This window comes from Chelatococcus sp. YT9 (genome assembly GCF_018398315.1).
Lineage (GTDB): Bacteria > Pseudomonadota > Alphaproteobacteria > Rhizobiales > Beijerinckiaceae > Chelatococcus.
In genome coordinates, this window is record NZ_JAHBRW010000001.1 from 148,839 (window position 1) to 175,531 (window position 26,693).

General features: G+C 62.8%; 23 protein-coding genes. 8 read left to right on the plus strand and 15 right to left on the minus strand.

From position 1 onward, the window contains the following. Positions 1-55 precede the first annotated feature (55 nt). The 4 genes from KIO76_RS00685 to KIO76_RS00700 all read right to left on the minus strand — a co-directional run bounded on the left by KIO76_RS00685 (position 56) and on the right by KIO76_RS00700 (position 5,693). A complete protein-coding gene (locus KIO76_RS00685; protein WP_213321005.1) occupies positions 56-421 on the minus strand; it encodes an AtpZ/AtpI family protein in 366 nt (121 codons plus the stop codon). A 246-nt stretch (positions 422-667) separates the two neighbouring features. Then, positions 668-4,126 carry a chromosome segregation protein SMC gene (gene smc, locus KIO76_RS00690; protein ID WP_213321006.1) on the minus strand — a complete coding sequence of 1,153 codons (3,459 nt, stop codon included), beginning with the start codon at positions 4,124-4,126 and terminating at the stop codon, positions 668-670. A gap of 192 nt (positions 4,127-4,318) precedes the next feature. Continuing rightward, positions 4,319-4,966, minus strand: a complete 648-nt coding sequence (locus KIO76_RS00695; RefSeq protein ID WP_213321007.1) for a DsbA family protein — start codon at positions 4,964-4,966, stop codon at positions 4,319-4,321. A 175-nt stretch (positions 4,967-5,141) separates the two neighbouring features. Further along, entirely contained in the window at positions 5,142-5,693 is a 552-nt protein-coding gene (locus KIO76_RS00700) for a DUF721 domain-containing protein (RefSeq protein WP_213321008.1), read from the minus strand. Positions 5,694-5,904: 211 nt separating this feature from the next. Here KIO76_RS00700 and mutY point away from each other — a divergent pair, with 211 nt between their 5' ends. The 3 genes from mutY (at position 5,905) to KIO76_RS00715 (ending at position 9,182) form a co-directional block, all read left to right on the plus strand. Then, on the plus strand, positions 5,905-7,002 hold the full coding sequence (gene mutY, locus KIO76_RS00705) for an A/G-specific adenine glycosylase (RefSeq protein WP_502761869.1): 1,098 nt from the start codon (positions 5,905-5,907) through the stop codon (positions 7,000-7,002). A 108-nt stretch (positions 7,003-7,110) separates the two neighbouring features. After that, positions 7,111-7,827 (plus strand): FadR/GntR family transcriptional regulator, encoded by a 717-nt coding sequence (locus tag KIO76_RS00710; protein ID WP_213321010.1) that lies wholly within the window; start codon positions 7,111-7,113, stop codon positions 7,825-7,827. Positions 7,828-8,012: 185 nt separating this feature from the next. Further along, complete coding sequence (locus KIO76_RS00715; protein ID WP_291976083.1) at positions 8,013-9,182, plus strand: CynX/NimT family MFS transporter; 1,170 nt, start codon at positions 8,013-8,015, stop codon at positions 9,180-9,182. 36 nt (positions 9,183-9,218) lie between these two features. On the opposite strand, the gene KIO76_RS00720 is transcribed toward KIO76_RS00715, so the two are convergent. The 7 genes from KIO76_RS00720 to ispH form a co-directional block, all read right to left on the minus strand. Next, positions 9,219-10,148: an FkbM family methyltransferase gene (locus KIO76_RS00720; protein ID WP_213321011.1), complete on the minus strand. Its 930-nt coding sequence runs from the start codon at positions 10,146-10,148 to the stop codon at positions 9,219-9,221. 13 nt (positions 10,149-10,161) lie between these two features. Continuing rightward, complete coding sequence (locus tag KIO76_RS00725) at positions 10,162-11,196, minus strand: glycosyltransferase family 2 protein (RefSeq protein ID WP_213321012.1); 1,035 nt, start codon at positions 11,194-11,196, stop codon at positions 10,162-10,164. Between the two features lie 12 nt (positions 11,197-11,208). Then, the gene (locus tag KIO76_RS00730) at positions 11,209-13,146 is read right to left on the minus strand and encodes a hypothetical protein (protein ID WP_213321013.1); all 1,938 of its coding nucleotides are present in this window, start codon (positions 13,144-13,146) and stop codon (positions 11,209-11,211) included. 826 nt (positions 13,147-13,972) lie between these two features. Next, a complete protein-coding gene (locus tag KIO76_RS00735) occupies positions 13,973-15,151 on the minus strand; it encodes a site-specific DNA-methyltransferase (protein ID WP_213321014.1) in 1,179 nt (392 codons plus the stop codon). A 140-nt stretch (positions 15,152-15,291) separates the two neighbouring features. Continuing rightward, on the minus strand, positions 15,292-15,741 hold the full coding sequence (gene rnhA, locus KIO76_RS00740; protein ID WP_213321015.1) for a ribonuclease HI: 450 nt from the start codon (positions 15,739-15,741) through the stop codon (positions 15,292-15,294). Beyond that, entirely contained in the window at positions 15,738-16,703 is a 966-nt protein-coding gene (thrB, locus tag KIO76_RS00745; RefSeq protein WP_213321016.1) for a homoserine kinase, read from the minus strand. Before thrB ends, rnhA begins: the two co-directional genes overlap by 4 nt. Positions 16,704-16,706: 3 nt before the next feature. After that, complete coding sequence (ispH, locus tag KIO76_RS00750; RefSeq protein WP_213321017.1) at positions 16,707-17,690, minus strand: 4-hydroxy-3-methylbut-2-enyl diphosphate reductase; 984 nt, start codon at positions 17,688-17,690, stop codon at positions 16,707-16,709. Between the two features lie 84 nt (positions 17,691-17,774). On the opposite strand from ispH, the gene KIO76_RS00755 reads away from it, so the two are divergent. Both KIO76_RS00755 and KIO76_RS00760 read left to right on the plus strand, forming a co-directional pair. Then, positions 17,775-18,407 (plus strand): HAD family hydrolase, encoded by a 633-nt coding sequence (locus KIO76_RS00755; protein WP_213321018.1) that lies wholly within the window; start codon positions 17,775-17,777, stop codon positions 18,405-18,407. Positions 18,408-18,506: 99 nt separating this feature from the next. After that, positions 18,507-20,372 carry a monovalent cation:proton antiporter-2 (CPA2) family protein gene (locus tag KIO76_RS00760; protein WP_213321019.1) on the plus strand — a complete coding sequence of 622 codons (1,866 nt, stop codon included), beginning with the start codon at positions 18,507-18,509 and terminating at the stop codon, positions 20,370-20,372. A gap of 143 nt (positions 20,373-20,515) precedes the next feature. Here KIO76_RS00760 and KIO76_RS00765 read toward each other — a convergent pair whose 3' ends face one another. Further along, positions 20,516-20,890, minus strand: a complete 375-nt coding sequence (locus tag KIO76_RS00765) for a YjiS-like domain-containing protein (protein WP_213321020.1) — start codon at positions 20,888-20,890, stop codon at positions 20,516-20,518. 165 nt (positions 20,891-21,055) lie between these two features. Between KIO76_RS00765 and KIO76_RS00770 the strand changes: the two genes are divergently transcribed. Next, entirely contained in the window at positions 21,056-21,952 is an 897-nt protein-coding gene (locus KIO76_RS00770; RefSeq protein ID WP_213321021.1) for a LysR substrate-binding domain-containing protein, read from the plus strand. A 122-nt stretch (positions 21,953-22,074) separates the two neighbouring features. Here KIO76_RS00770 and KIO76_RS00775 read toward each other — a convergent pair whose 3' ends face one another. After that, complete coding sequence (locus KIO76_RS00775) at positions 22,075-22,230, minus strand: Flp family type IVb pilin (RefSeq protein WP_213321022.1); 156 nt, start codon at positions 22,228-22,230, stop codon at positions 22,075-22,077. Between the two features lie 241 nt (positions 22,231-22,471). Here KIO76_RS00775 and KIO76_RS00780 point away from each other — a divergent pair, with 241 nt between their 5' ends. After that, entirely contained in the window at positions 22,472-23,419 is a 948-nt protein-coding gene (locus tag KIO76_RS00780) for a bifunctional helix-turn-helix transcriptional regulator/GNAT family N-acetyltransferase (protein WP_249729425.1), read from the plus strand. 75 nt (positions 23,420-23,494) lie between these two features. Here the strand turns inward: KIO76_RS00780 and KIO76_RS00785 are convergent, their stop codons facing one another. Continuing rightward, on the minus strand, positions 23,495-24,865 hold the full coding sequence (locus KIO76_RS00785; RefSeq protein ID WP_213321023.1) for a glutamate--cysteine ligase: 1,371 nt from the start codon (positions 24,863-24,865) through the stop codon (positions 23,495-23,497). 121 nt (positions 24,866-24,986) lie between these two features. Continuing rightward, entirely contained in the window at positions 24,987-25,772 is a 786-nt protein-coding gene (locus KIO76_RS00790) for a 16S rRNA (uracil(1498)-N(3))-methyltransferase (protein WP_349629355.1), read from the minus strand. A 425-nt stretch (positions 25,773-26,197) separates the two neighbouring features. Between KIO76_RS00790 and KIO76_RS00795 the strand changes: the two genes are divergently transcribed. Continuing rightward, a complete protein-coding gene (locus KIO76_RS00795) occupies positions 26,198-26,680 on the plus strand; it encodes a hypothetical protein (protein WP_213321025.1) in 483 nt (160 codons plus the stop codon). Positions 26,681-26,693: the final 13 nt, after the last annotated feature.

The window sequence follows — 26,693 nt, forward strand, 5'->3', positions numbered from 1 at the left end:
TCCATGTCCGCGCCGGATGACCGGACGCACTCCGCCTAACCAAAGACCAGGATCGCTATTTCCTCGATCCCGACCTCACGAACCCGGCCGCGCGCATGACGTTCATCACGCCCGCCGCAAAACCGAGCAATAGAAGGATCATCAGGCCCCACGGCTTGGTGCCGAAGAACTGATCCACTCCCCATCCAAGGGCCGCCCCGACGATGACGCCGGAAACGAACTCCCCGGCAAGCCGCATGGCGCTTCCAAGCGACGAGGCATCCGCCTTGTCACCGGCGCCAGCCTCTCCCGAAGGAGATTGCCTTGCCTTCTCCGCCACAGCGAGCCTGTCACCAAGATCATGGAGCCGCTTGGCGAGCTCCTGATCTCTGGATCCTGCCGGGCCGTTTGTCCCGGATGGCGGCGGCTTATCACCAGCCATGGCAGATCCCTAGGAATGACGGCGCACAATGGCGCAGCTAGATGAGATCCATGTAGACAAACGTCAAGCCGGCACTCTTTTTGAGGGTGTCGGCGTGAAGTTCAAGGCTCCATGAACGCGGCGCACAATAGTGAGCGACCGGGAGAGTGTCAAGAATACGGCGAAAAAGTATAAGTCCTTGAGATAATTGGAAAAATTACAACTCCACCGTGACCCGGGAGAAATACTTTCCTCCCTATCCAAACATTAGGTCGCTTCGAGGATGCGTTCGGCGACCTCAAGGTCCACTGAGACAAGCTGCGAAACCCCGCGCTCGGCCATCGTCACGCCGAACAGCCGGTCCATCTGCGCCATGGTGATCGGATTGTGGGTAATGACGATGAAGCGCGTTTCCGTCTGCCGGGCCATGTCACGCAAGAGCTGGCAATAGCGCTCGACATTGGCATCATCGAGGGGTGCGTCCACCTCGTCCAGAACGCAGACGGGCGAGGGGTTTGTGAGGAACACCGCGAAAATGAGCGCCGTCGCGGTCAGGGCCTGCTCGCCACCGGACAGAAGCGTCATCACCTGGGGCTTCTTGCCGGGCGGCCGCACGAGGATCTCCAGGCCGGCCTCAAGCGGATCGTCCGAATCAATCAGCGTCAGCTCGGCCGTGCCCCCGCCAAAAAGGCTGGTGAACAAGCGCTGGAAATGTCCGTTCACGATATCGAAGGCGGCGAGCAGCCGCTCGCGCCCCTCACGATTGAGATTGCCGATCGCCTGGCGCAGGCGCCGAATCGCCTCCGTCAGGTCACTGCGCTCGCCGGTGAGACTGTCTCGCTTCTCCTCGGCTTCCGCCAATTCCATCTCGGCGCGCAGGTTGACCGCGCCCAGCCGTTCGCGATCAGCCTTCAGGTCGGCAAGCCTTGTCTCCACGGTCGAGGCTTCCGGCAATTGCGAATCGACGGCGACGCCCGCCTGCTCGTGGAGCGTGGCCGGCGAGGCCTCCAGCGTTTCGGCAACGTCGCGCATGACCTCCGTAAGCCTGGCGCGTGCCGCCTCGAGGCGGGCTTCCGTTCCGGCGCGTGCCTCGCGGGCGGTCGCGAGTTCTTCGAGCGCAACCTTGGCGAGCCGATCCGCGTCTACGAGAGCCTTTTCAGCCTCGGCGAGACGATCGGCGGCCGCCTGGCGCCGCTCCTCGGCCTCGGCAATCTCCGAGAGAAGCGTGCGGCGGCGCAGCAGAAACGTATCGGACGCCTCCGCGAGCTGTTCGAGCTCGGTCTCGGTGGCGGCACGACGCTCGGCGAGTTCCTCACTGGCTTCCGCCGCGCGCGTCGCGCGGGCTGTCCAGGCGTCGATCTCCGCAGCGATCGCGGCGTGGCGTTGGCGGCGCAGTTCCGCCTCGCGCTGCTGGCTCTGGACCTTTGCCCTGACATCAGCGGTCGCGCCGCGCTGGGCGGCCACGATCGCCGCCGAACTATCAAGCCGCCCCTTTATCTCGGGCAAAGTATCGAGTTCGTCCAGCCGCGCCTCGATTTCCTCGATACGGGCCAGCCCTTCCTCCTCCGCCGCGCAAAGCCGGGCCTGAGCCTCAACGAGGCCGAGCCGGCGCGCTGCCGCCGCCGCGTCGTTGCGCTCGGCCGTGGTGAATGCCTCGCGGGCCCTGTCCATTTCGCGGCGGGCAGCGCGCTCGGCCTCGATCGCGGCTCCCTCCCGGCGAGCGGCCTCGGCGACGCTTTCGCGGGCGTCGTGCAACCCTTCGGCCGCTTCATCTGCGGCGAGACGCGCCTCGGCAGCCTCGGCCTCGAGCTCGGCGAGACGATTGCGTTCGGCGAGTCGGCGTGCCGCTGGGGATGGTGCCTCGGCGGCGACCGTGAAGCCGTCCCAGCGCCAGAGATCACCTTCGCGCGAGACGAGCCGTTGTCCGGGCTTCAGCGAAGGGCGAAGCCGCGCTCCGTCACGACGCTCCACAACGCCGATCTGGCTCAAGCGACGGGCGAGAGCGGACGGTCCGTCGACACTGTCGGCCAGCGGCACTGCCCCATCTGGAAGTGCCGGGTCTTCCGCCGCCATGGCCGAGACATCCGCCCAGTGTGAAGGCGCAGAGCACGCGAGCGGGGCGTCGAGATCCTCGCCGAGCGCAGCGGCAAGCGCGGCTTCATAGCCCTTGCTAACCGTGATGGTCTCTATGACACCCTGCCAGGGGCCGTCCGTCGGCGCCGCAACAAGCTTTGCGAGGGTCCGCGCCTCGGTGTCCAGGCGCTGCGCCCGACGCTCCAGCTCGGCGGCGGGGCCTGCGACTTGGGCTTCGCGATCGCGCGCCATCTCGACGGCGAGGCGCGCCTCGGCGATCCCCTCCTCGGCGATCGCGGAACGCTCTTCGGCCAAAGCCAGGCCCTCGCGGAGCGCTTCCAGGGCGTCCGCTCCGGCAGTGCCGTCGTCCAGCTCGGCGAGTTGATCTTCAATGACCCTGCGTTCATGTGCGGCGCGCTCGACGCGGGATCGCTCATCCCGCAGCGACCGCTCGAAGGCAGCGTGTTTGGCGCTCGCTTCCGCGAGCTCTGCCTGAAAGGCGACCAGCTCGCGCTCGGCGCTCGCCAGGCGCGCCTCCGCCGTCGCCAGTTCTGCCTTGAGGGCCTTTGCGTCGTCCGTGTCGCCCGAGGCAGCGCTGAGTTCGTCCTGTTCGCCCCGCAGCTTCAGCAGCGTCATCGCCGCGTCGCTACCCGACGCCTGTTCACGCGCCAGATCACGGTCGATTTCGACCAGCCGGCGCTCCAGCTCGGTCTGTCGCTCGCGCGAGCGCCGCTCCTCGCCATCGAGCTCGTTGCGCGCCAGGGTCAAGCGCTGCAGAGCCGCCGCAGCCTCGACCTCTACCTGTCGCAACCCCGGAAGCGCGTGAGCTGCAATGGCCTGCGCCTTGACAGCCTCAGCCTGCGCCTGGGTGCGTTCTGCAACCAGCCTCACTTCAGCAGCCAGCGCCTGCTCGGATTGCGCCACGGTGGCACGCGCCTCGGTGAAAGCAATGAGCAGGATGAGCGCTTCAAGCTTGCGGATGTCGGCCGACAGCGAGCGGTATCGCTGGGCCTGCCGTCCTTGCCGGCGGAGCGCATCGACTTGCGTCTCGATCTCGCGCATCACGTCATCGAGCCGCAGCAGGTTGTCCTCGGCCGCCTTGAGGCGCAATTCGGCTTCATGGCGGCGGGTATGCAGGCCAGCGACGCCGGCCGCATCCTCCAGGATACGGCGGCGCGCCTGAGGCTTCGCCGCGATGATCTCGCCGATCTGCCCCTGGCGCACCATCGCGTGGGAACGTGCGCCGGTCGCCGCGTCCGCGAACAGGAGTTGCACGTCGCGGGCACGGACCTCGCGACCGTTGATGCGATAGGAGGAGCCCGACTCACGCTCAATCCGGCGGGCGATTTCCAGATTGTCGGAATCGTTGAAGGCAGCAGGCGCCGTCCGGCCGCTGTTGTCCACGACGACCATCACCTCGGCGCTGTTGCGCGCCGGCCGACCATTGGTGCCGGCAAAGATGACGTCATCCATGCCCGAAGCACGCAGGGACTTATACGAGCTTTCGCCCATGACCCAACGAAGCGCCTCGACGAGATTCGACTTCCCGCAGCCATTGGGGCCGACGACACCCGTGAGGCCCGGCTCGATCAGGAACTCGGACGGCTCGACGAAGGACTTGAAGCCCGCGATCTTGAGGCGAGTGAGCTTCATGGTGTGACCATAACGGGCTGCCGCCGGGCGCCCGCGGCTCCGGCGGTCAACACACATTGTTCGGCCCAGCCGGAATCAGCGCCGGCTACTAACGCCGGCAGGTCCCGCGATGGAGCATCTTGTCCCATCGAAAGTCCGGTGCGCGGCGCCAGCCACGTGGGAGCGCGCGCCGCCACATACGCCGCGTGATCCTTACCCGCCGACGAGGGGTGTAAGAATCTGCTCCAGACGATCAACCGAAATCGCTCCGTTCTCAGCCTTCCCATTGATGAAGAAGGTGGGGGTGGCATTGACGCCGAGCTTGTTGGCGCCGTTGTCCCTTACCCAGTTCACCGCATCATAGGTCTTCTGGTCCTTCAAGCAGGCTTCGAAACTTTCCTGTGTGAAACCAGCCTGCTTGGCTAGTTGCAGCAAGGCATCGAGCGGCTTGTCGTTGAAGGCCCAGTTGCGCTGCTGATCGAACAGCAGATCCGTCACGGCATAGTATTTATCGTTGCCAGCGCAACGGGCCAACATGAAGCCCGCCGTCGCCAGCGGATCCAGCGGGAACTCGCGCAGGATGAAGCGCACCTTGCCGGTATCGATGTATTTCGACTTCAATGTGGGATAGGTCGCCTCGTGAAAATGCGCGCAATGCGAGCATGTCAGAGAGGCGTATTCGATGATGGTAACCTTGGCATCGGGAGAGCCAAGCACGACGTCGCCGAGCGGCCCCTGCGCGTTGAGATCGGTCGGCGACTGGGCCATGGCCGATTGCAAGGAAAGCCCCGGGAGACCTATGACACCTGCGGCAATGGTACCGACAAGGCAAGCAGCGAAAGTGCGACGGCTGAGCGTCATCGCGATAGTCTCCTTGATAGGGCGCCGCCTCCGGCGGCGAGTTCGAGCTACACAGGCAAGTCAGATTGCTGGCCACGCCTGTTCGGCGCACACCATAGATGCGGCAACGCATCTGGCAAGCGACCGTTCAGTCACGGTTACGTGCAATAGCGGCCTAAAGGCGGCGAAAGGTTGTCTACCGCGACAGCACCGCCTGACCAAGACGTCTGAGCGCCTGTTGCAAGCCTTCGTCGGCCACTTCCGCGATGCGGTCCTCAACAGCGCGCGCGGCCGCCGACGACAGGTGCCGGGGCGGCTCGGCGACCACGGGTCTGCGCTGCAGCGGTCCCTGGCGCAGGGCGAGTCGCGCTACGCAGCGCCAGCCGAAATGGCTGTTCACGCGCTCGATGACGACAGGCGCCATATGCTGCAACTCAAGCGCGAAAGCGCCCGTGACACGCACCACAAGCGTCGCGGGCTCTGCCTCATCGGCATAGCGCCGCCGGGCCCCTCCTGGCCAGTCGAGCCTGATAGGTTCAGCGTGGCGCGCCAGCCGCTCTCCAACGATTTCGGGCCAGGCCATGATAATGTCGGCCGCCGCGAAGCCCTGCTTTGCGAGCACCGGCGCGATGCAGTCATCCACAAGATCGGCTAGAGGCTTCGCCAGAAGCCGCTGATGCGGCCGCGCGAAGGCCCCCCCCGGAGCGCGTGGAACAAGTCGCTGGTTAGACCGGAAAGATTGCGTCATAGCTCGATCCAAGGCTCATCCCGATGTCCGAACGCCCCCAAAGCGGCCAACCCCAGAGGGGCCGAGCGGTCCCTTGAGCCAATCACAAGCAACGGACTTGCTCTAGCCTGACCGCGAGCAGGCCGCTACAGATCACATCATGGTAGACACCGAAGCCGCCGCCGTGAAGCCCGCTCGCAAGCCAGCCCAGTCGAGGCGCCCTTCACGCGCGATCCCGGAACAGGCCGATCTTCTCGCACCAGCGGCCAGCTCGGAGCCTGTGGAGGCCGCGGCCCTGCTCGCCTGGTACGACCGCCACCGCCGCGACCTGCCCTGGCGGGCAAAGCCCGGCGAAACGGCCGATCCCTACCGCGTGTGGCTGTCGGAGATCATGCTGCAGCAGACCACCGTGACAGCCGTGAAGCCATTTTTTGAACGCTTCCTGCAGCGCTTCCCGACGGTCGGTGATCTCGCACGCGCCCCTCAGGAGGCGGTGATGCAAGCTTGGGCGGGGCTTGGCTACTACTCTCGCGCGCGCAATCTGCATGCCTGCGCGCAGATGGTCGTGGCTCGCCATGGCGCACGCTTCCCGGCCGACATTGAACAGTTGCGTGCCCTGCCCGGCATCGGCGCCTACACGTCAGCCGCTGTGGCCGCTATCGCGTTCGACATTCCCGCCGCGGCCGTCGATGGCAATGTCGAGCGGGTGCTGGCGCGCCTTTATGCGGTGGAAGAGCCGCTGCCCAAGGCTAAACCGCTGTTCCACGCGCTCGCCCAGGCGCTTGTTCCGCCCCAACGCGCCGGGGACTTCGCGCAGGCCTTCATGGATCTCGGCGCGACCATCTGCACACCGAAGCGGCCGGCCTGCGTGTTGTGCCCCTGGTCCGCCGCTTGTCTGGCGCGCGCCGCGGGCACCGCGGAAACCTTTCCGCGCAAGGCTGCCAAGAAGGAGGGCACGTTGCGTCTCGGCACGAGCTTCGTGGCCGTGCGGAGTGATGGCGCGGTCCTGCTTCGCACCCGGCCGCCGGAGGGGCTGCTCGGCGGCATGGCAGAGCTGCCCGGGAGTCCATGGTCTCCGGAGGGGCCCGGCCCTGACGTGCTGGCGCACGCGCCGCTGCAGGCGCGCTGGGCTGCGCTGAACGGAGCGGTGCGCCACGTTTTCACGCATTTTCCACTGGAGCTGACGGTTCTGCGCGCTGACGTGTCCCAGAAGACCCCTGCCCCGGTAGGCATGCGCTGGGTGGCCGCCGCGAAGCTCAATACCGAGGCCCTGCCCAGTCTGATGCGCAAGGTGCTCGCCAAGGCTCGGATCGAGACCCGCCGCTCCTGAGCGCCTGTTACCTCACTATTCCGGCAAACGTCTTATCCGGGCGGTAAAATATAGCGCCGATCATGAAGGCCTCGGTGCCCGGTGTGCGGGCCGGATGGACGAAGATCGATGCTGACCGCCGCGAACCGCCGCTCCCTCGTCGATAATGCCATCGACAATATCCGCAGCGCGATCGAGGCCGGCACCTGGTCTATCGGCTCGCGCATTCCAACTGAGACGGAACTTGCGGGCCATCTGAAAATCAGCCGCAACACCGTGCGCGAGGCGGTGAGAGCCCTAGCCCATGCCGGCATTCTCGAGGTCCGCCAGGGCGATGGCACCTATGTGCGCAGCCAGACTGATTCCGCTGCCCTGTTGAAGGCCCTCGCTGACACGAGCTTCGATGACAGGCTCGACCTTTGGCGGATGTTGAACGAAGCCCTGGCGCGTCTAGCGGCCGAACGTCGCGATTTCGAGGATGTCGGCCGCATCACTTCCGCTATCGAGGACATCTTCACCTCCCCGTCAAAAGGTCGCGGTTCCGGGCCCAGTGAATATCGTTTCCACTGCTCCGTCGCCGACGCGGCCCACAATAAGGCCATTTCCTCACTCTATCGCGTCGTCGCGTCATCCGTCAGTCTACTTTCACCGCGCGCCCAAAATCTGCTAGATACGGGACGCGATGCTGGCGCGGCACGTCCCGCGCAAGATGATTATAGGGCGCTGCTCGACGCCATCGTCAGCCAGGCTCCCCAAGATGCCGCGCGGGCCGCGCGACATCTCGTCGATTGTTCTTTTGTGGCCGTGGCCGGGCCTCAGGCGGAAGACCCCTCCCCGCCGCCCTGAAAGCTGATGCAATGACGACAGAGGTAGCGGGACCAACCGCGCCCGGTTTGCCCGAAGGACATATATCGTCCAAGGGCCCAACTTCTCCCACCCTCGCAGACGAACTCCTTCCCGAAGCGTCACTGGTTGAACCACCTCAAGCTCCAGCTGCCAGCCCAGGGGTGCCGCGTTGGTGGCTAGCCATCGTGCTGGTTCTCGTTTCCATCAACCTTCGGCCGGCGCTTTCCAGTGTCGGCTCGGTGCTCGAGGAACTGATGCGCGACACCGGCGCATCCACCACCTTCGTCAGCGTGCTCACCACGCTTCCGGTCCTGTGCCTCGGAGCGCTGGGCCTGACGGCGCCCCCGCTCGCCCGCCGCTTCGGCACGGAGCGGGTCGTGCTGGTCGTTCTTCTCGCCATGGCAGCGGGCCTCGCACTGCGCCTCTTCCCATCCATGCTGCCGCTACTCGGGAGCACGATCGTCGCCGGCGCCGCAATCGGCATCATCGGCGTGCTGATGCCGGGGCTTGTCAAGCGGGACTTCCCAAAACACGCCAGTCTGATGACCGGCGTCTATACAATGGCGCTCTGTGCCGGTGGCGCGCTCGGGGCCGGCGCGACTGTGCCATTGGCCAGGGCCTTCGACAGCTGGCCCGCCGCGCTCGCCTTCTGGGCGGTGCCCGCCGTGCTCGCCGCCATCCTATGGTGGCCCTGCATCCCCAAGCGGCTCAGCGATCACGCCAAGCCCGTCCAATATGCCGTCACCGGCTTGTGGCGAGATCGCCTGGCCTGGCAGGTAACCCTTTTCACCGGCCTGCAATCGCTGCTCGCCTATATCGTCTTCGGCTGGCTCATTCAGATCCTGCGTGACCGCGGCCTCGATCCCATGACGGCCGGGCTCACGGTGTCGGGTTCGGTGCTGGCTCAGGTGCCAGCGGCGCTGATCGCGCCGATCCTCGCCGCGCGGAGGCGGGACCAGCGTGGCATGATCATCATCATCATGTCGATCGGCCTCCTCGGTATGCTCGGTTGCCTTTTCGCCCCCCTCTCCACCGTCGCGATCTGGGCCTTGCTGCTGGGTATCGGCCAGGGCGGGAATTTCGCGCTGGCGCTTCTCACCATCGTGCTGCGGTCCCCCGATGCCCATGTAGCCGCGCGGCTCTCGAGCATGGCGCAGAGCGTCGGCTATACGCTAGCCGCCACCGGGCCATTCGCAACCGGGCTCCTGCACAGCTGGACAGGCTCCTGGGACAGCGTCGCGCTGCTTTACGCCGGTGTCACGATCGCGGGCATGCTCTTCGGGCTCGGAGCCGGCCGCGCGCGGCACGTGAATGTGACGGTGACCGCAGTGCCGCAGAAGCCGGATTCACGCTAGCGGCGGCAGCTGGAGGGTAGGACTGTCTGGAAGAGCCTACCGGGTATCTTGTCCCAGAAGCATCTGCGCCTCCCGCAGCCGGTCCTGCAAAATGGCAAGCTCAGACCGCGCAACGCGAGCGTCTCTTTCCGCCTTCGTTACCCGTTCCTGAAAGGCCGCACGCTCAGCATCCCGATCTTGACGTTCGAGCTCCAGCTTGCTTTGCAAATTCTGTGGGAGGTCCGGAAAGACGAAGGCATCGACGAAGATCAGGTTCACGTCGGTCTTCCCGACCAGAACGTAGTTCTGCGATGCGAGGTAATCGATGATCGCTTGAGCGTTTCCTGAGATATGGTGCTCGGACGGCTCAGCCTGGACGATATACGGGCGGAAGCGACCAAAATCAGTATCCTTCAGCACCTGCAGGTCCATGCCCTCGATGTCGATCGACAAATAGATGGGCGGATCGCTCGCAAAATGCTGTGCCAAGAGATCGTTGATCCGCAGAGCTGGCACATCGACCTCAACGACGAGGCCACCCCCGGCACCTGGCCATCGCGTGACGAAGGCCCGGTCGAGCGAACTTAGCTCGCTGGCTCGAGCAATCGCCAAACGCACGATCTCAGCATCGGCATCGGTGATCGCCGCATGCACAATCTCATCCTGGGGCCGGGCTGCGCGCAGGTCATCCAGCAGGGCCGGATTGGCCTCGACGATGACGCCGGTCATGCCAAGCTTGCGGTTGAGCAGGAAAGTCGCGCTGGTCGCGATCGGGTGATTGCCCCCGATCTCGCAATACCGTTGCCTAGCAGGATCCAGCCCCAGCCTAAGACAGCGTGCCTCGATCAGCGCCGCCACGATCAGATCTTCCGCGCATTGCGCGAAATGCTCTGCAAGATAAGTCGGCAGATCGGGAGGCCTAAGGCCCACGGCAGCGATCAGCTCATATGCAAAAACATTGATACGCCTGCCGGATTCGATCGTCATTGCGATTTAGCCTTTAGACACGTCCCCGCATTTTTGCGATAAAGCGGCGGAATGGATAGAGCTTTCGCCATGCCCAGCGAGGCCCGCGGAGCATCTGGTTAATGGTATGCAACGTGGGTTCGAACTGGCGGAGTTGACTGCTCAGTTGGTCGCTAAGCTGCTGGTTAAGCCAACGGATCTCCTCCTGCTGCTGGCTCATCCGCTTCAGAAGAATATGCATTAGTCCTATATGGCCTGGACTATCACGAAGTAAAGGCCTTATCAAACTATTCGCATAATACACGCCATATATATCGTGCTTTGTCTGGCCCTTGCCCACAGAATTCCCATAAACATTGGCTTCAGCAGAGTAAGATCTTTGATGGTAATAGCACAAATTTTCATTGATCGTTCCAATATCGCCGGCCAGCATAATACGTAGATTATAATCCCAGTCCCCCAATACCGGCAGATGGCGATTGAACTCCCCTATTGTATCCACCACTGAGCGGCGTATGAGCAGGCAGATCGGGGGGATGCAATTCGTATGGAGCATCCCACCAAAATCAATCAGCTCCCTCCAGTATCCCCATTCCATCCGCGCTTCTTCGACGACCATATCGCCCTGGATGCGCTCCATGACGACCTGGCACCGCGCCGCAACCGCTGCACAATTGGCATTGCTTGCATTGTTGAGAAAGCCAACCGTTCTCGCGAGAAAATGGGGGTGCCAAGCATCATCATCATCATGAACCGCGATGAAATCCCCCTGCGACGCGTGGAGCGCCGCATTAGACGCCGCCTCCATTCCCTTTGATGTTTCGTGATGAATCGTCGTCAGACGATCACCGAAAGCGCCCGCATATTGCGCGCAGATTTCATCCACCGGACCCGGCCTGCCGCCATCATTGACGAGGTATAGATGCCAGTCCTGATGGGTCTGATTGAGCACACTGGCAAAGGCGCGAACGAGAAGAACAGGACGATCCTTCGTACGCATAAGTATAGAAACGCGAGATCCAGGGCTCGCATCAACATCATCCATGCTAGTTGGAAATAACTTGCTCATATCTCGACTATTCTACCAGAACTGGCGAAGGACTCGCTCACCCAGATGGGCGAGGTTGCTGCGGGCGAATTCGTTGACGATCTGTCGGTCGACGTCACCGCCGGTTGCGCGCCAATGTCGCAACATGCCTAAACGCCACCCCGTTCTTTGGAAGGCCGCCATACGCTCTTCGGGTGATGCTGGAAGGCTGTTTGGAAAAACCGGATTGAAGGCGGCATGGTCGAACGTTGAGCAGTGGCCAAGCGTCGCAAGCATGTCAAGCTCAGCGCTGCTTGGGGAAAGAATGACCGCTGCCAGCGCGGCCTTGGCGTTCTCGACCGTAAGATCATCGATGGTCAGCCCGCGATAGCTTCCGTTATTGAAAAGCTCAGCAATACCTTCGACTACGCCATCCTGAAAGTGACGGGTCACTGATTGATATTGCTGCTTTTCACCAGGACTATCGGCCAGAGCTGGCTTCCAGCCATTACCTTCGCGCTCATAGCCCCTCACGGTCCCGTGCGGGGCCGAATGAAGCTCCTCAAGCAACTCCACAGCTCCATGGACCGCGGATTGCTCGTTGAAGCTCTGGAATTCGTTTGCAAATGCCGCTTCCATATAGCCGGCGGCGAATCGATTAGCCAAGGCTGTCGGCCAAAGCCCATAGTAAAAACCTGCAATCTCAAAGTCTGTCCGAACCGATCGCCCGACCTTGCGAAGCGACCGCTGCATCGTGCCGTTCCAACCCATGTCGATCATGGCCACCTTGCCGTCCGCGAACAGTCCCTCCTGCTCGAGATAGCCAAGGATGGAATCATAGGCCGGCTTGAGGATGGCGTGAACCTCACTTGCATGGCGCTGAAGAAGCGAGTGGAGCGTCGTAATATGCCCTGCTTTCCAGAGCAACGGCGTATCGGGCGGGCCGATCTCCTGGCGCGCATCGGCGACCAGGCCGGGAATTCCGTCCAGTCCTGCGCGCTTGAGCACGGTATCAACAGTGACGATACCGTCACTCGTTGAAAGAAAATCTATAAGTTCCGACGAAAGCCGCTTGGGCGTACTGTCCAGGTAGCCGCAGGCCAGATTGAGCGGGCGCCGAGCGATATAGAGATAGCTGTCCGTTACGGCGCTGGCATAGTCGAGGCCGGCCGCGCGCCAAGCCCGCTGAATGAGCCAGCCGTCCCGCGCGCAGAAATAGACGCGATCGATCTTGTGTCGGCGCAACCGCTCGTCAAGCCAGCGCACATAGGTTCCGACGACGAGAACGCCTAGTGCCTCGCCCAACTGCCGGGCGGTTGCCTCCTGGCCGAGCACCTTCCCCGCGTCTTCGCGCGCAGCCAGCTCACCGAGCCGCTGGGCTCGCGAGAACGGAAGCAAAGCCGGCGTGAGCGGCGCGCCGACACGACGCTCCGACTTGGCGCGGCTATAGAGCAACGTCGTGACGCCATAATCACGAGGTTTCGTGTAGTCGGCCCAATGATCGTCGCCAATATGGAGGATCCGCCGGTCTGGCGCGCCGACCACCGGCCATACCGCACCGGTCGATTTTGTGACCTTGGCATGACCCGACATCAGAAGTTCGGACCATCCCGCAAAGCCGTTCTCGACAAGCCTCTCCGCCACGAAGGCAACGGGAAGATACATGTCAGAAACGAACATGAACGGGATCTCGCGACGGCGCAGCTCCGCGATCAGTGCAAGCGTATCAGGGACAGCAACGAGAAGCTCCGTCTCGACGGCCAGCTCCAACTGGCGGCCTTCCGCCACAATCTGCGGGTTGCCTTTCCACAGGAGCGCGAAATGTTCGTAGATCTCATCGAATGTGATGTCTTCCGCGCCGAAATTGCCATGATGAATCCGCGCGGCACGCTCAGCGTCTTCACGCGCGAGCGCGAACCCATCTGCTTCAGCATTGAACTGACTGGTAAGACGCCGCTCGACTTCGGCAAATACATCAACAGGACTATCCAACAGTCGCGTCAGAACTGTGTCAAAAATATCAAATGAGACAATGTCAACCGCCTGTGCCTTATCAAGTGCAGACCTAATGAATTGAATATCGCTCTGCCACGATCCTAGAACGTCCCGCTGAAAAACCATTCCCCCACCTATACTCACTCCGCGATAAATCTTGGGCTCAAGAAGGTGCCGCAGATCCCCCAGACCGCCGAAAGAAATACGTCCTCCTTAGGCGACCGCAGTTTGCATAGGATAGTAACGAAATAGTGGCAAGTCGCCGCAAACGATAGCGGCCTTATTGCATTCCATACCTCCGACAAAAGAGCGCTTGACCTACCCATGACAGCGGCGACAGCCGCGGCCGGACTATGGGAAGCACGTCTCCTTCAGGTATATAGTTGTCACTAATGACTACACGGGTGCCGGAGGTAACAACAACGCTCGGGTTTCATCACCTAAGAATGCGATCCTGCCCAGCCCAACCGCCGGAACGGCCATATCCAGAATATGCTGGACGTCTTAGACGCTTGACTAGAATTGCAACCAGCGCGCGCGCAATCCCCGCAACGGAAGACGACCGTCGTCTGATGATATCCAAAATCCTGATCGGGAGCCGGAATTCACATGAGCCGCAATTCATGACCACCCAGCCGGCCCGCGTAGCTCGTGGATTAAGCGCTGAGCCATCACCACGTATGGTGCGTCAAATCCATCGCACCCGATGATATGATCGGTTTTTATCGCTGGCTCCACGCGCCATGACCAGCACCCGCCACTCTTGGGTCGGCGAAAGGCCGGCCTTTCAGCCGGCTCGCCCTCCGCCGCAGGGGTGCACGCATCAAGCCGCCTTGGCGATCTCCGCGCGTATCGTTGTGCGCAGGTCATCGATCGGGATGCGGGCGCCGTTGCGCTCCAGATGCCAGAAGGTCCAGCCGTTGCACGAGGGGAAGCCTTGCACGAGCGCGCCGATCTTGTGAATGGATCCCACCGCCGGGCCGGCGCAAAGCGTGCCGTCGGCACGGACGACCGCGTGATGGCGGCCGGCATGATCCGTCACCATTTCGCCTGGTGTGACCAGCCCTGCCTCGACGAGAGCCAGAAAGGGCACCCGCGGCTCCGTCCGTTTCGCCGGGGCCGCCGCAATGACCGGGCCCGAGAAGCGCTCAATGCCGGCAATGCGCTCGCGCGCAGCCGCGGCATAGCCGGGATCACGCTCCAGGCCGATGAAATGACGGCCTAGACGCTTAGCGACGGCGCCCGTGGTGCCCGTGCCAAAGAAGGGGTCGAGGACAACATCCCCCGGATTGCTGGCGGCGAGGAGAACACGCGCGAGTAACGCTTCAGGCTTCTGCGTTGCATGAAGCTTTTGGCCGTTCGCGTCCTTCAGGCGCTCCTCGCCGGTGCATAGAGGGAAATGCCAGTCCGAACGCATCTGCACGTCGTCATTGCCGGCTTTCAGCGTTTCGTAATGGAAGGTGTAGTTCTTGCTGTCCGCGCTGTGTGCCGCCCAAATGAGCGTCTCATGCGCATTCGTGAAGCGCCGGCCGCGGAAATTCGGCATCGGGTTGGCTTTGCGCCAGACGATATCATTGAGGATCCAATAGCCGAGGTCCTGCAGCGATGAACCAACGCGGAAAATATTGTGGTAGGAACCTATGACAAACAACGTGCCGTTCTTCTTGAGAACACGGCGGCAGGCCGCCAGCCAGGCACGCGTGAAGGCGTCATATTCGGTAAAACTATTGAACTTATCCCAGTCGTCATCGACGGCATCGACGAGGCTATTATCCGGCCGCGTCAGCGTACCCTCAAGCTGCAGATTGTAGGGAGGATCCGCGAAGACGAGGTCAACACTGTTTGCCGGGAGGGAATTCAGGGAGGCGACGCAATCGCCGACCAAAACCTGATCGACAGGGAGCGGATGAAATTCCGCTGCTTCCACTGGCACCCTCGCCCCGGTACGCGAGACCTTACTCCGGGGCGAGGCTCCAGCGGCATGGTTAAAAGCAATACCCATGACGCGATAATCCGGTTACGCAACTGACAATCCGGATCATGCGGGGTTTAGGTAAAAATCAGGTTGAGCAGAAGTAATTCACAATGTGCCGTTTTGGGGCTGCAAATTTTGCAGTGTGCTGAGCCTGCTTTGCGAAGCGCTCAACGCATTGCCTTGAACGGCGCCATGCCGGCCCGGGCCAGCGCGTCGACACGCTCGTTTTCGGCGTGGCCGGCGTGGCCCCTCACCCAATGCCAGGAAACCGTGTGCCGCGCCTGCGCCTCGTCGAGGCGTCGCCACAGGTCCTCGTTCTTCACAGGCTTCTTGTCCGCCGTGCGCCACCCCCGCGCTTTCCAGTTCGCGAGCCACTGGGTAACGCCGGAGCGGACATATTGGGAATCCGTGTAGAGATCGACGGCGCAGGCGCGCTTCAGCGACTCGAGGGCGGAAATCGCGGCCATCAACTCCATCCGGTTGTTGGTGGTCATCGCCTCGCCGCCCGAGAGTTCCTTCTCATGACCTTTATAAGCAAGCACGGCCCCCCAGCCGCCCGGGCCGGGATTCCCGGAACACGCGCCATCCGTGTGGATCACGACACGGTCGGCCGTCACCGGCGCAGCCCGTAGTCACGCGCGTCGATAACACGGCGATGGAAAGCGAGCTTACGGTCGTATTCCAGGGGATCCTTTGGCCTTACCAAGGCACCCGGCGGAACATTCAGCCAGTCGACAAGTCGGGTCAACATGAAGCGCAGCGCCGAACCGCGGCAAAGGATAGGCAACGCCGCCACTTCCTCCGGCGTCAGGGGGCGCTGCGCCTCATAGCCATCGATCAGCGCCTGGCCCTTGGTGAGGTTGAAGGATCCGTCCGCCTCGAAACACCAGGCATTGAGGCAGATCGCCAGGTCATAAGCGAGGGCGTCATTGCAGGCGAAATAAAAATCGATCAGCCCGGACAGCGTCTCTCCGATGAAGAACACGTTGTCGGGGAAGAGATCCGCATGGATGACCCCCTGAGGCAGGCCGGTCGGCCAGTCACGCTCCAGTTCCACGAGCGCGGCGGCGGTGCGCGCGGTTAAGCCGGCGGCCACGCGATCGGCGCCATCGCCCGCCTGCTCGAAAAGGGGGCGCCAGCCGGACAAAGACAGGTTGTTCGGGCGCCGGATGGAGAAATCCGCGCCGGCCTTGTGAAAAGCGGCGAGCGCGCCGCCGACGGCGCGGCAGTGCGTGGCCGTCGGCCGCTTGACCCAGACACCGTCGAGAAAGGTCACGATCGCGGCCGGTCGGCCCGCGAGCCTGCCCAGGGTTTCGCCTGAACGCATGCGCACAGGCTCGGGGCAGATGATGCCGCGCCTGGCGAGATGGTCCATCAAGCCGATGAAGAACGGCAGGTCCTCCTGGCGGACACGCTTCTCATAGAGGGTCAGGATATAAAAGCCGCGCTCGGTATGGAGCAGGAAGTTCGAATTCTCGACGCCCTCGGCGATGCCCTTCACCGAGAGCACCTGGCCAATGTCGTAGCCTGCGACGAAGCTCGCGAGCTCCTCGTCGCCCACCTCCGTGTAAACCGCCATCGCCTACTCCGCCGCCTGGTCCCGCAAGGCCCGCGGCAGCGGGAAGAACACGCTTTCATCCGCAGTCGAGACCGTTTCCACCGTTACCGCGAAACGTTCGGCAAAAGCATCGATAATTTCTTCCACCAGAATCTCGGGCGCGGAAGCGCCTGCGGTCACACCAAGGGTCCTGATACCGGAGAAAAGGCTCCAGTCTATCTCGTCGTTGCGCAGCACGAGACGGGCTACAGGGCAGCCGGCGCGCTCCGCGACCTCGCGCAGACGCTGGGAATTGGATGAATTCGGAGATCCCACCACGATCATGGCATCCACCTGGGGCGCCACGCGCTTCACCGCCTCCTGGCGATTGGTCGTGGCATAGCAGATGTCTTCCTTATGCGGTGCGGCAATCGTGGGAAAACGCGCCTTCAGGGCATCGACGACCGCCTGGGTATCGTCCACCGACAAGGTCGTTTGCGTGACATAGGCGAGATTGTCCGGGTCCGCGACCGCGATCGTGCCAACATCTTCGATCGTCTCGACGAGGGTTATCGCACCTGGCGGCAGCTGCCCCATCGTGCCGACCACTTCGGGGTGGCCAGCGTGGCCGATCAATAACACGTGTCGGCCCTTCTTGTGATGCACCTCGGCCTCACGGTGAACTTTGGTCACCAGCGGGCAGGTTGCGTCAATTCCGAAAAGACGGCGTTTCAGAGCCTCGTCGGGCACGGATTTCGGCACGCCATGGGCAGAGAAGATAACAGGCGCCTCAGTGTCCGGCACTTCATCCAGCTCGTCCACGAAGACGGCGCCCTTCCGCTTGAGGCTCTCCACGACATATTTGTTGTGGACGATCTCGTGACGCACGTAGACTGGCGGACCATAGAGCGCGAGGGCCTTTTCAACCGCGTCGATAGCGCGGACGACCCCTGCACAGAACCCACGCGGCGCACAGATCAGCACCGTCAGTGGCGGCTTTGCAACAGGGGTATCTAAGACAGCGGTCATCGTGCTTTCCGGCTAGGCATAGCTGGATGTGGCGGTAGCAGGCATGGCATGTCAAGCCGAGCGCGGTTCAATAGGTTGAATATCATGTCTCAGTTGAAGCTCGCCATCTTCGATATGGACGACGTTCTCTGCACCTATGATCGCGCGGCCCGCATCGACACCCTCGCCGCCCTCAGCGGCCGCTCCCCAGACTACATCCTCTCCGCGATATGGGATTCGGGCTTCGAGGCGCGGTCCGACGCCGGGGATCTCGACGCGGCCCGCTATCTCGCCGGCTTCGGCGAGCGTCTCGGCTACCCGTTGACCCGCACGGAATGGGTCGACGCGCGACGGCTTGCGATGCATCCCCGTCCAGAAGTTCTGTTGATGGTGGAGGCGGTGAAAACGCGCGTGCCGGTGGCACTTCTCACTAACAACGGCTTTCTCGTCGCAGAGGAAATCGCGACCCTTTTTCCCGCGCTCCCCGCGCTGTTTGGTGAGCGGCTGTTCGTCTCAGCCATGTTCGGCCTGAAAAAACCTGATCCCGAGATCTATCGCGCAGTCGCGAGGCGCGTGGGCGTCGCCCCGCACGAGGCCTTTTTCACCGACGACAAACCGCGTAATGTCCGGGGCGCCGAGATGGCGGGACTTACCGGTCATGTCTTCGTCTCTCCAGAGGGCTTGGCCTCCGCGCTTGCGCGACATGGCTTGATCGACAGCGCCCTCCCCCCGCCTTAGTTCATAGCGACAGAAGTGCAACGACGCCTCCGTCGAGGCATCGCGCGCATCCGGCAATGGCTCCGTCCATCTCTTTCCTTCGAGCTCGCAGAGCATTCCATGAACGACAGCGCCTCCCATGCCAGCTACCTGCTGCCGGTCCTCGTCTTCTGCGGCGCAGCCGTCGTAGCCGTGCCGATCTTCCGGCGCATCGGCCTTGGAGCTGTGCTTGGCTATCTCTGCGCTGGCGTCTTCATCGGTCCGGATGGGCTGGCATTGATCGGCGAGCCTGAAACGGTTGCCGGGGTCGCCGAGATCGGCGTGGTGCTCCTCCTCTTCATTGTAGGGCTCGAACTCAACCTGTCGCGGCTCTTCGCCATGCGCCGCGACATTTTCGGCCTGGGCCTGACGCAGCTTCTGATGACGGGTGGTGTTGCAATGCTGGCGCTTACCGCCGCCGGCATTCCGATGCGCGGCAGCGTTGTCACCGGCCTCGCGCTCGCGCTGTCGGCGACGGCCATCGCCCTGCAGACCCTGGAGGAGCGGGGCGATCTGCATGCCACCTATGGCGAGCGCAGTTTCGCGATCCTCCTGTTCCAGGACCTGTCGATCGTCCCGATCCTCGCACTCGTGCCCCTGCTCGCCACCACGACAGTGCTCAGCGCTGGCGGCGGCAGCCTCGTCATGACTCTCTTCGAGATCGCTCGCGCGCTGATCGCCGTTGCCGCGGTCGTGCTCATCGGCCGCTATCTGCTCAATCCGTTCTTCCGGCTGCTCGCTTCAAGCGGCGCGCGTGAGGTGATGACCGCAGCGGCATTGCTCGTCGTACTTGGTGCGGCTTTCATCATGGAGAAAGTCGGGCTGTCGATGGCGATGGGGGCCTTCCTCGCCGGCGTGCTGCTCGCGGAATCGAACTTCCGCCACCAGCTGGAGGCCGATATCGAGCCCTTCCGCGGCGTGCTGCTGGGCCTGTTCTTCATGAGCGTCGGCATGTCCATCGACATCGACGTGATCATCGCGCATGTAGGCCTGCTGGCGCTTGCTGTCCCGGCGCTCGTCATCGCCAAAACGCTGATTGGGGCCACCGCGGGCCGCATCTTCGGCAGCAGCTGGCGCGATAGCTTTCGGATGGGTGCCTTGCTTGGTCCGGCGGGCGAATTCTCGTTCGTCATCTTTCCCCTGGCGGGTTCGCGAGGACTGCTCGACGGTGATCAGGTGCAGATCGTGACCGCGATGGCCGCACTGACGATGCTCATCGGTCCGATCTTCGCCAAAGTCGTGGACAGGGTCCTCGAACGAACGCGCCCGCAGGTGGACGCCGGAGACACGGATCTCGAGGCGCTCGCCGATGCGAACGGCAAGGTCATCGTCATCGGCTTCGGGCGCTTCGGACAGGTGGTGAACCAGATCCTGCTCGCCCAGCGGATCGACGTCACCGTCATCGATCACGATGTCGACCGCATTCGCGAGGCATCTCGCTTTGGCTTCAAGGTCTATTATGGTGATGGAACGCGGCTTGATGTGCTGCGCGCTTCGGGCGCCGCGCAGGCGACTGTCATCTGTGTCTGTGTGGACAGCCCCGAGACGGCGACCACGATCGTCGAGCTTCTGCGAGCCGAATTTCCCGACGCGGCCGTCTACGCCCGGGCGATCGATCGCGCCCATGCAATCGCACTGATGCAGCAGGAGGTTGATTATCAGCTGCGCGAAACATTCGAATCCGCGCTGACACTGGGGCGCGCCGCGCTCGAGGAGCTCGGCTATAGTCGCGAGGACGCGATTGCCGTTCAGGATGACGTCCGGCGACGCGACGTTGCGCGGCTGATGCTGCAGAAGAGCGATGGCTTCCTGGGGGGAGCGGACCTGCTTCACCACGGTCTGGCGGCGGTCGTCACGCCGGAACCGCTGACGGAACCTCCGACCTCTTCTCAAGCGCTCAGCGCCGAAACACGGGACATTCTCGCCGAGGGCGATGCAGCACGGTAGCTCTGACGAGAGGTCGTATTCCGCGATGGGCGACCGCAACTCCGCTTGCGCTGAAAAGAAAAGGGCCACTGACTGAAATCAATGGCCCTCGTGGTCACCTGAAGTCATGGGACTATGTCGTCCCGGATCTTGTCGCGATGTATTCATGCGCGGCGCATGGATTTACGAACGCGCTTCTCCGCACGCTCGGCGAGAATGACGGAAGGATCGCTATGGAGGGGCTGGGACAACGCGCCGGCCACATCGCTGCGCGACAATCCGATGTCGTGCAGGGCGCGCTCGTCGAACTCCGTCAGCTGCCACACCTCACGCCGGTGACGCAGGGCCCGCGCAGTGCGAGCGATCCGGAAAGCCACAACCCAGCCCAGCCTCTGAAGCCGCGCACCCCAGACTGATGCCTGAACTAGCCTGCCACCCTTCTGGCTGTGCGCTAATCTACTGTTTTCACTGGATAAAACTTCTTCCATCGATCCGATCCTTCTGCCACGAGGGGCGAAAAAAACGTAGCCGCGCGCCATCACGCCTCGAAAAGAAGCGCAACATGGCCACCGCCTTCGGTCCCTCTTTCTGGATACAAGGCCACTATAACCGAAGCGGACGAATCACTACAGAGAATGTTTTTCATTGAAATCATCACGAAATATGATTGAATTCGTTCTCATCGAAATCGCGCGGGGGATGCCATGTCCCATCTTCTCGACTCGGATCAGCTCAAGACCTTCGTTGCCATCGCGGATACGGGGTCGTTCACGCGTGCCGCGGAGCTCGTTCACAAGACCCAGTCGGCAGTCTCCATGCAGATGAAGCGGCTCGAGGAGCGGCTTGGCCTCGCCGTGTTCGAACGTGATGGCCGGCACTCGCGGTTGACGGAGGATGGCGAGCGTCTCCTCGATTACGCGCGCCGCATCATCCAGCTCAACCGCGAATGTCTGGCGAGCTTCGGCGAGGCCGACCTGGCCGGCCGCGTACGCCTTGGGCTGCCCGATGACTATGCCGACCGCTATCTGCCGGAGATCCTGGCCCGCTTCTCGCGCTCGAATCCGAAGGTGGAAGTCACCGTCGTCTGCGAGCCCACTCCTATCCTGCTCGAACGGATCCAGGCGGGAGATCTCGACCTCGCGATCATCACGCATATCGAAAGCCGGCCCCATCTGGCGGAGGTGGTCCGCGTGGAGCAACTCCTTTGGGTCACATCGACACGACATTGCACCCACGAGGAGACACCAGTCCCCCTCGCATTGGGACGCTCGACATGCAACTGGCGGCAAAGCGCAACGGAAGCGCTCGACAGTGCCGGCAAGCATTATCGCATTCTCTATTCGAGCTGGAACTCCACCGCGGTTGGTGCCGCGGTCATGGCAGGGCTCGCGGTGGCGGTGCTACCCGAAAGCGCCGTTCGTCCCGGCATGCGGGTGCTCGGTCCATCGGACGGCTTCCCCGCGCTTCCCTCCTGCAAGATCGGGCTCGTTCGTAACAATCGCGCCTCGTCGGCACTGAGCGCCGCGCTTGCCGAGCACATCATCCAAAGCCTCGACAATCTCCGTCGCGACCGCCAGTTCATCGAAATGGCGGCCGAGTAGCGAAGATCTCCGGCGGCTGGGCGCACCGGGCATCGAGGGTGCGAGCGCTCCGTGCCGGTCGCATCTTTTCACCGACCAGAGGCATCCTTTCCGGCGGGATGATCATATCCCGCCAGCAAGGCTCAGCGCAGCGAGCTGGAGGCGGTCTCGATCAGCCTGAGAATGCTGGGGCCGATGATCGAGAGATTGGCGATGATGCCGACAACGACGAAGGCGGCGATAACCCCGTATTCGATCGTTGTGGCCGCCTTCTCGTTCCGCAAATACGCTTTGAACATGCCAGTCTCCCGTCACGCTGAGAGCATCGGGGGCAAGCCCTGTCGAACACGTTAAAGCCACACCGGCGGGCCGGCTTATCACGGCTCAGGGTATATGAGCGGTAAAGACCGGATCGGACCATTTGCTCTATCCGACGCAGGGAGGCAGATGCTCGCAGCGTTGCTTCACGCGCGTTCCCCTTGACACGTCTCAGCCGATATCATTTAGTTGCATGATACAACTAAATGATATCGGCTGATCATGTCTCCTCCCGCGGCGCCCCGGTTCATCGATGCCATCCGTGCAGCATCGCGTCAGCTCGTGCGGGAACTCGGCTTTATGGGCGGATCCTTCGCTGGGACCGACCTCTCTCCCTCAGCGGTTCATGCGCTGATCGAGATCGACGCAGGGGGGGTCACGGCCCGCGATCTGGCGGAGCGCCTTCACCTCGAAAAATCGAGCATCAGCAGAATGCTGCGCAAGTTGGTGGCTTCGGGATTGGTGGGAGAGGCCCCCGGAGATGAAGATGGGCGCCTCAAAATGCTGTCGCTGACGACTTTCGGAAAAGATCGTGTCGACGCCATCCATGCTTTCGCGCGCAATCAAGTGGCTGATGCGCTTGGCCGCCTCAAGCCCGGCGAGGAGCGCGTGGTCCTCGAAGGCTTGCGCCTTTACGCCGACGCGCTCGCCACTCCGCGTGAAGGCCACGCCGGAGTTAGTTCTATGGAGATCGTGAGCGGATACCGCCCCGGGCTTATCGCGCGCCTCACGCAAATGCATGCGCTCTATTATTCGCGAGTTGCGGGCTTCGGCCAACGGTTCGAGTCCGTCGTCGCGACCGGCGTGGCCGAGTTCTGCAACCGCCTGGATTCACCCCGGAATGCGATATGGACCGTGACGCAAGGCGGGGAAATCATCGGCTCGGTTGCGATCGACGGCGAAGATCTCGGCGCCGACATTGCGCATCTACGGTGGTTCATTGTCGATGACACCGTGCGAAACAGCGGTGTCGGGCGCAGGCTGCTTGCGACGGCGCTGGCCTTCGCCGATGAGAAAGGCTTCTCCGCAACGCATTTATGGACGTTCAGCGGCCTTGCCGCCGCCCGGCACCTTTATGAGAAACACGGCTTCGTCTGTGCCGAGGAGTGGACAGGCACCCAATGGGGCCATGAAGTCCTTGAGCAGCGTTTCGAACGCGCCCGCCCATGAAAGACAAGGGTCCGCTGAACCGGCGGCCACGTATTTGAGCCGGCAGGGCGTTCCGATATCCGCATCGCGTTCACGTCAATAAACGTATGTCTTGAAGACGGGCTCGACGTTCTCCCGCCACGTGTCGGCATAGCGCGCGAGCATGCGCTGTGCGGCATTTTCGCCGCTGGTGACCACCTCATCCAATATGTCCAGGAAATGGCCCTCATCGCGGCCCTGAGCATCGCGGCGGCCTCGCCGGGCGAGGCCCGCGCGCGAAAGGTCAAGCACGTCGCGCGCCACCTCCCGGAGTGGGCGCCCCGCAACGGTCGCGGCCAACCCCCGCACGGGAACGTCGCGACGCAGGGTCTCGCGATCCACGTTGCTCCAGCCCTTGACAAGCTCCCAGGCGCCATCACGCGCGACATCGTCATAAAGCAGGCCGACCCAGAACGCCGGCAGCGCGCAGAGGAAAGGTGTCGAGCCGGTGTCAGCGCCCCGCATCTCCAGATAGCGCTTCAGGCGCACCTCGGGAAACAGCGTAGAGAGGTGGTTAGCCCAGTCGGAGAGCGTCGCGCGTTCCCCCGGCAGGGCCGCCAAGCGGCCGGTCATCAGATCCTTGAAAGAAGCGCCCGTGACGTCGTGGTAAGTGTCGCCACGCTTGACGAAATACATCGGAACGTCGAGCGCCCAATCCACATAGCGCTCATATCCCATGCCGTCCTCGAAAGCGAAGGGTAGCATGCCCGTGCGATCGGCGTCCGTATCGAGCCATATGCGCGAACGCATGGACTGGAAGCCGTTCGGGCGGCCCTCCGTGAAGGGCGAATTGGCGAACAATGCAGTCGCGAGCGGCTGCAGCGCCAGGCCGATTCGCAACTTCTGGACCATGTCGGCCTCGGAGGCGAAGTCGAGGTTCACCTGAACGGTCGCCGTCCGGAACATCATGTCGAGACCATGCTGGCCCACCTTCGGCATGTAGCGGCGCATGATCTCATAGCGCCCTTTTGGCATCACGGGCGTATCGTCCAGGCTCCACAGCGGGCTCATGCCGAGCGTGAGAAACGCAATTCCGAGCGGCTCCGCCACCTCGCGCACCTGGGCGAGATGGGCGTGGGTTTCGCAGGACATCTGATGCAGCGTTGTCAGCGGAGCGCCCGACAGTTCGAACTGCCCGCCGGGTTCGAGCGAGATGGCCCCGCCGCCCGTGACGTCCTCAAGGCCGATGGGATGGTCGCCTTCCATGATAGGCCGCCAGCCGAGAAGGCCCTGCATGCCGTCGAGCAACGCCCTGATACCGCGCGGCCCTTCATAGGGCACCGGACGGTTATCTTTGACATAGAAAGGGATTTTCTCGTGCTCGGTGCCGATTCGCCACTGCTCGGCAGGCTTGGCGCCCTCTGCGATATAGGCAATCAGCTCGTCGCGAGAGGCAATCGGCGACGCATTCGAGGAATCCCGGGCCATACAAAGACTTCCCTGCGGCCCGGCATCGGGCGTGATGACAATTGCAGGAGTAGATAGAGTGCTGAACGCGGCTCGGCAATGGACTCAGGAAAGCGAAATCTGAGCCGCCCCTCGGGCAATGCTAGCCCGCCCGTGGCGCAAGCTCCCGCCAATCGCCCATGACGCTCTGTACCAGGGCCAGCGCGGCGACGGCCGCCGTATCCGCGCGCAGGATGCGCGGGCCGAGCGCAAGCCGCAGCACGCCCGGGTGGGCGGAAAGGAGGCGGCGCTCGTTCTCGTCGAAGCCGCCCTCCGGTCCTATGAGGACCGCGACCTCGTCCGCGATGCCGAGCCCGGTGAGAGCCGCAATGGGATCAGGCTCCGGCGCTTCCTCGTCGCAGAAGATGAGCCGACAGGTCGGGGGCAGGTTTGCCAAGGCTTCGGCGAGGCGCACTTCCGCCCGAACTTCCGGCACGGAGAGGATGCCGCATTGCTCGGCCGCCTCGATGACATTGGCTACGAGGCGATCGTGATTGATCCGCGTGACCTGTGTGTGCTGCGTCACGGTCGGCGTCAGGCTTGCGACGCCCATCTCCACGGCCTTCTGGACGACATAGTCGAGCCGCGCCTGCTTAAGCGGCGCGAAGAGGTAGTGGACGCCTCCAAGACCCGTTTGCTCTCTGGTCTTCTCGCGGATTGCAAGTGCTAGTCCCCTTCGCCCCGACGATGCGATGTCGGCGCGCCATTCGCCGTCGCGGCCATTGAAGACGAGGACAGATTGGCCAGCCTTCAGGCGCAGCACGTTGCCGAGGTAGTTTGCCTGCGCCTTGTCGAGCTCCAGCACCCTCGCGCGCGCGAGGCCCGTATCCAAGAACAGGCGCGGCGCCCGGGCTGAGCGATGCGAGGATTGATATGCGGTTCCGCTCACGTCATTGACCGTCATGCAAATGGAGCCTTGCGTGTGGGTGATTCGGCTGCACCAAGGCCCGCCGACCTCACCGGAAGCCAGTGATCACGACATTGTAAGGTGGGTAAAGCCGCCGCCTCGGTTTTTTACGCCGTTGGCAGGCGTAGTGGATCCGCTCGAAAACGGCCACAATCCTGCAGCATCTGTGGCGGCGGGTTGGAAAGAGCGGGTCAAGGCGTTTCAGTGGTTTGCCTTTCGCGCCCGCTTTGTTCATAGACAGATGCAAGCTGTTTTTTCGCATTCGTGCGGACGACGCGGCGCGTCATTTGGAGTGGAGATCATGCATCTTGAGGTCAATCTCTCTTCGTAGAGCTCGGCCCCGGGGTGGCATTCTTCCCTGTTGCGAATTAAACTTATCGTTAATAGCGGCAAACGAGGGTTGGTTGATGAAACGGTTGGATGGTTTGCGGGTCCGTCACCTGGCTCTTTTCGCTGGGCTGATGCTCGCGCCGTTCATGGGCCCTGCGATTTCTCCCGCTGCAGCGCAGGCGTCCGGCTGCGAGCAGATCAAGACTTTTCTTGATCAGCGGAAGGCACTTGTCGAGCGTCTGAACAAACTCGGAAAGAAGCCCGACGCGAAATCGGCCTGCTCGCTTTTGACGAATCTCGCCAGCAATGGTTCGAGCACGTTGAAATGGGTCGATTCCAACAAGGCCTGGTGCCAGATTCCGGACGAGTTCGTGAACGGCTTTAAGGCTGATAACTCCCGAGTGACCAAATTCCGCGGGCAAGCCTGCAACGCGGCAGCCCAGCAAGCGGCGATGCAAAAGCGGGCCCAGCAGCAGCAACAGTCGAACTCGCCTTTCAACGTTCCGCCCGGCGGCGACGTCCTGACAGGCCCGATGCGGATTCCGCAGGGAGCGCTTTAACCCTTCGGCTACT

Excerpts from the sequence above, each read along its gene's own strand:
- KIO76_RS00785 (WP_213321023.1), bottom strand. The coding sequence starts at position 24,865 with ATGGCCCGGGATTCCTCGAATGCGTCGCCGATTGCCTCTCGCGACGAG.
- KIO76_RS00720 (WP_213321011.1), bottom strand. The coding sequence starts at position 10,148 with ATGACGATCGAATCCGGCAGGCGTATCAATGTTTTTGCATATGAGCTG.
- KIO76_RS00695 (WP_213321007.1), bottom strand. The coding sequence starts at position 4,966 with ATGACGCTCAGCCGTCGCACTTTCGCTGCTTGCCTTGTCGGTACCATT.
- KIO76_RS00735 (WP_213321014.1), bottom strand. The coding sequence starts at position 15,151 with ATGGGTATTGCTTTTAACCATGCCGCTGGAGCCTCGCCCCGGAGTAAG.
- KIO76_RS00710 (WP_213321010.1), top strand. The coding sequence starts at position 7,111 with ATGCTGACCGCCGCGAACCGCCGCTCCCTCGTCGATAATGCCATCGAC.
- KIO76_RS00760 (WP_213321019.1), top strand. The coding sequence starts at position 18,507 with ATGAACGACAGCGCCTCCCATGCCAGCTACCTGCTGCCGGTCCTCGTC.
- KIO76_RS00700 (WP_213321008.1), bottom strand. The coding sequence starts at position 5,693 with ATGACGCAATCTTTCCGGTCTAACCAGCGACTTGTTCCACGCGCTCCG.
- ispH (WP_213321017.1), bottom strand. The coding sequence starts at position 17,690 with ATGACCGCTGTCTTAGATACCCCTGTTGCAAAGCCGCCACTGACGGTG.
- smc (WP_213321006.1), bottom strand. The coding sequence starts at position 4,126 with ATGAAGCTCACTCGCCTCAAGATCGCGGGCTTCAAGTCCTTCGTCGAG.
- KIO76_RS00780 (WP_249729425.1), top strand. The coding sequence starts at position 22,472 with ATGTCTCCTCCCGCGGCGCCCCGGTTCATCGATGCCATCCGTGCAGCA.
- KIO76_RS00770 (WP_213321021.1), top strand. The coding sequence starts at position 21,056 with ATGTCCCATCTTCTCGACTCGGATCAGCTCAAGACCTTCGTTGCCATC.
- KIO76_RS00755 (WP_213321018.1), top strand. The coding sequence starts at position 17,775 with ATGTCTCAGTTGAAGCTCGCCATCTTCGATATGGACGACGTTCTCTGC.
- KIO76_RS00725 (WP_213321012.1), bottom strand. The coding sequence starts at position 11,196 with ATGAGCAAGTTATTTCCAACTAGCATGGATGATGTTGATGCGAGCCCT.
- KIO76_RS00795 (WP_213321025.1), top strand. The coding sequence starts at position 26,198 with ATGAAACGGTTGGATGGTTTGCGGGTCCGTCACCTGGCTCTTTTCGCT.
- KIO76_RS00685 (WP_213321005.1), bottom strand. The coding sequence starts at position 421 with ATGGCTGGTGATAAGCCGCCGCCATCCGGGACAAACGGCCCGGCAGGA.
- KIO76_RS00765 (WP_213321020.1), bottom strand. The coding sequence starts at position 20,890 with ATGGCGCGCGGCTACGTTTTTTTCGCCCCTCGTGGCAGAAGGATCGGA.
- thrB (WP_213321016.1), bottom strand. The coding sequence starts at position 16,703 with ATGGCGGTTTACACGGAGGTGGGCGACGAGGAGCTCGCGAGCTTCGTC.
- KIO76_RS00775 (WP_213321022.1), bottom strand. The coding sequence starts at position 22,230 with ATGTTCAAAGCGTATTTGCGGAACGAGAAGGCGGCCACAACGATCGAA.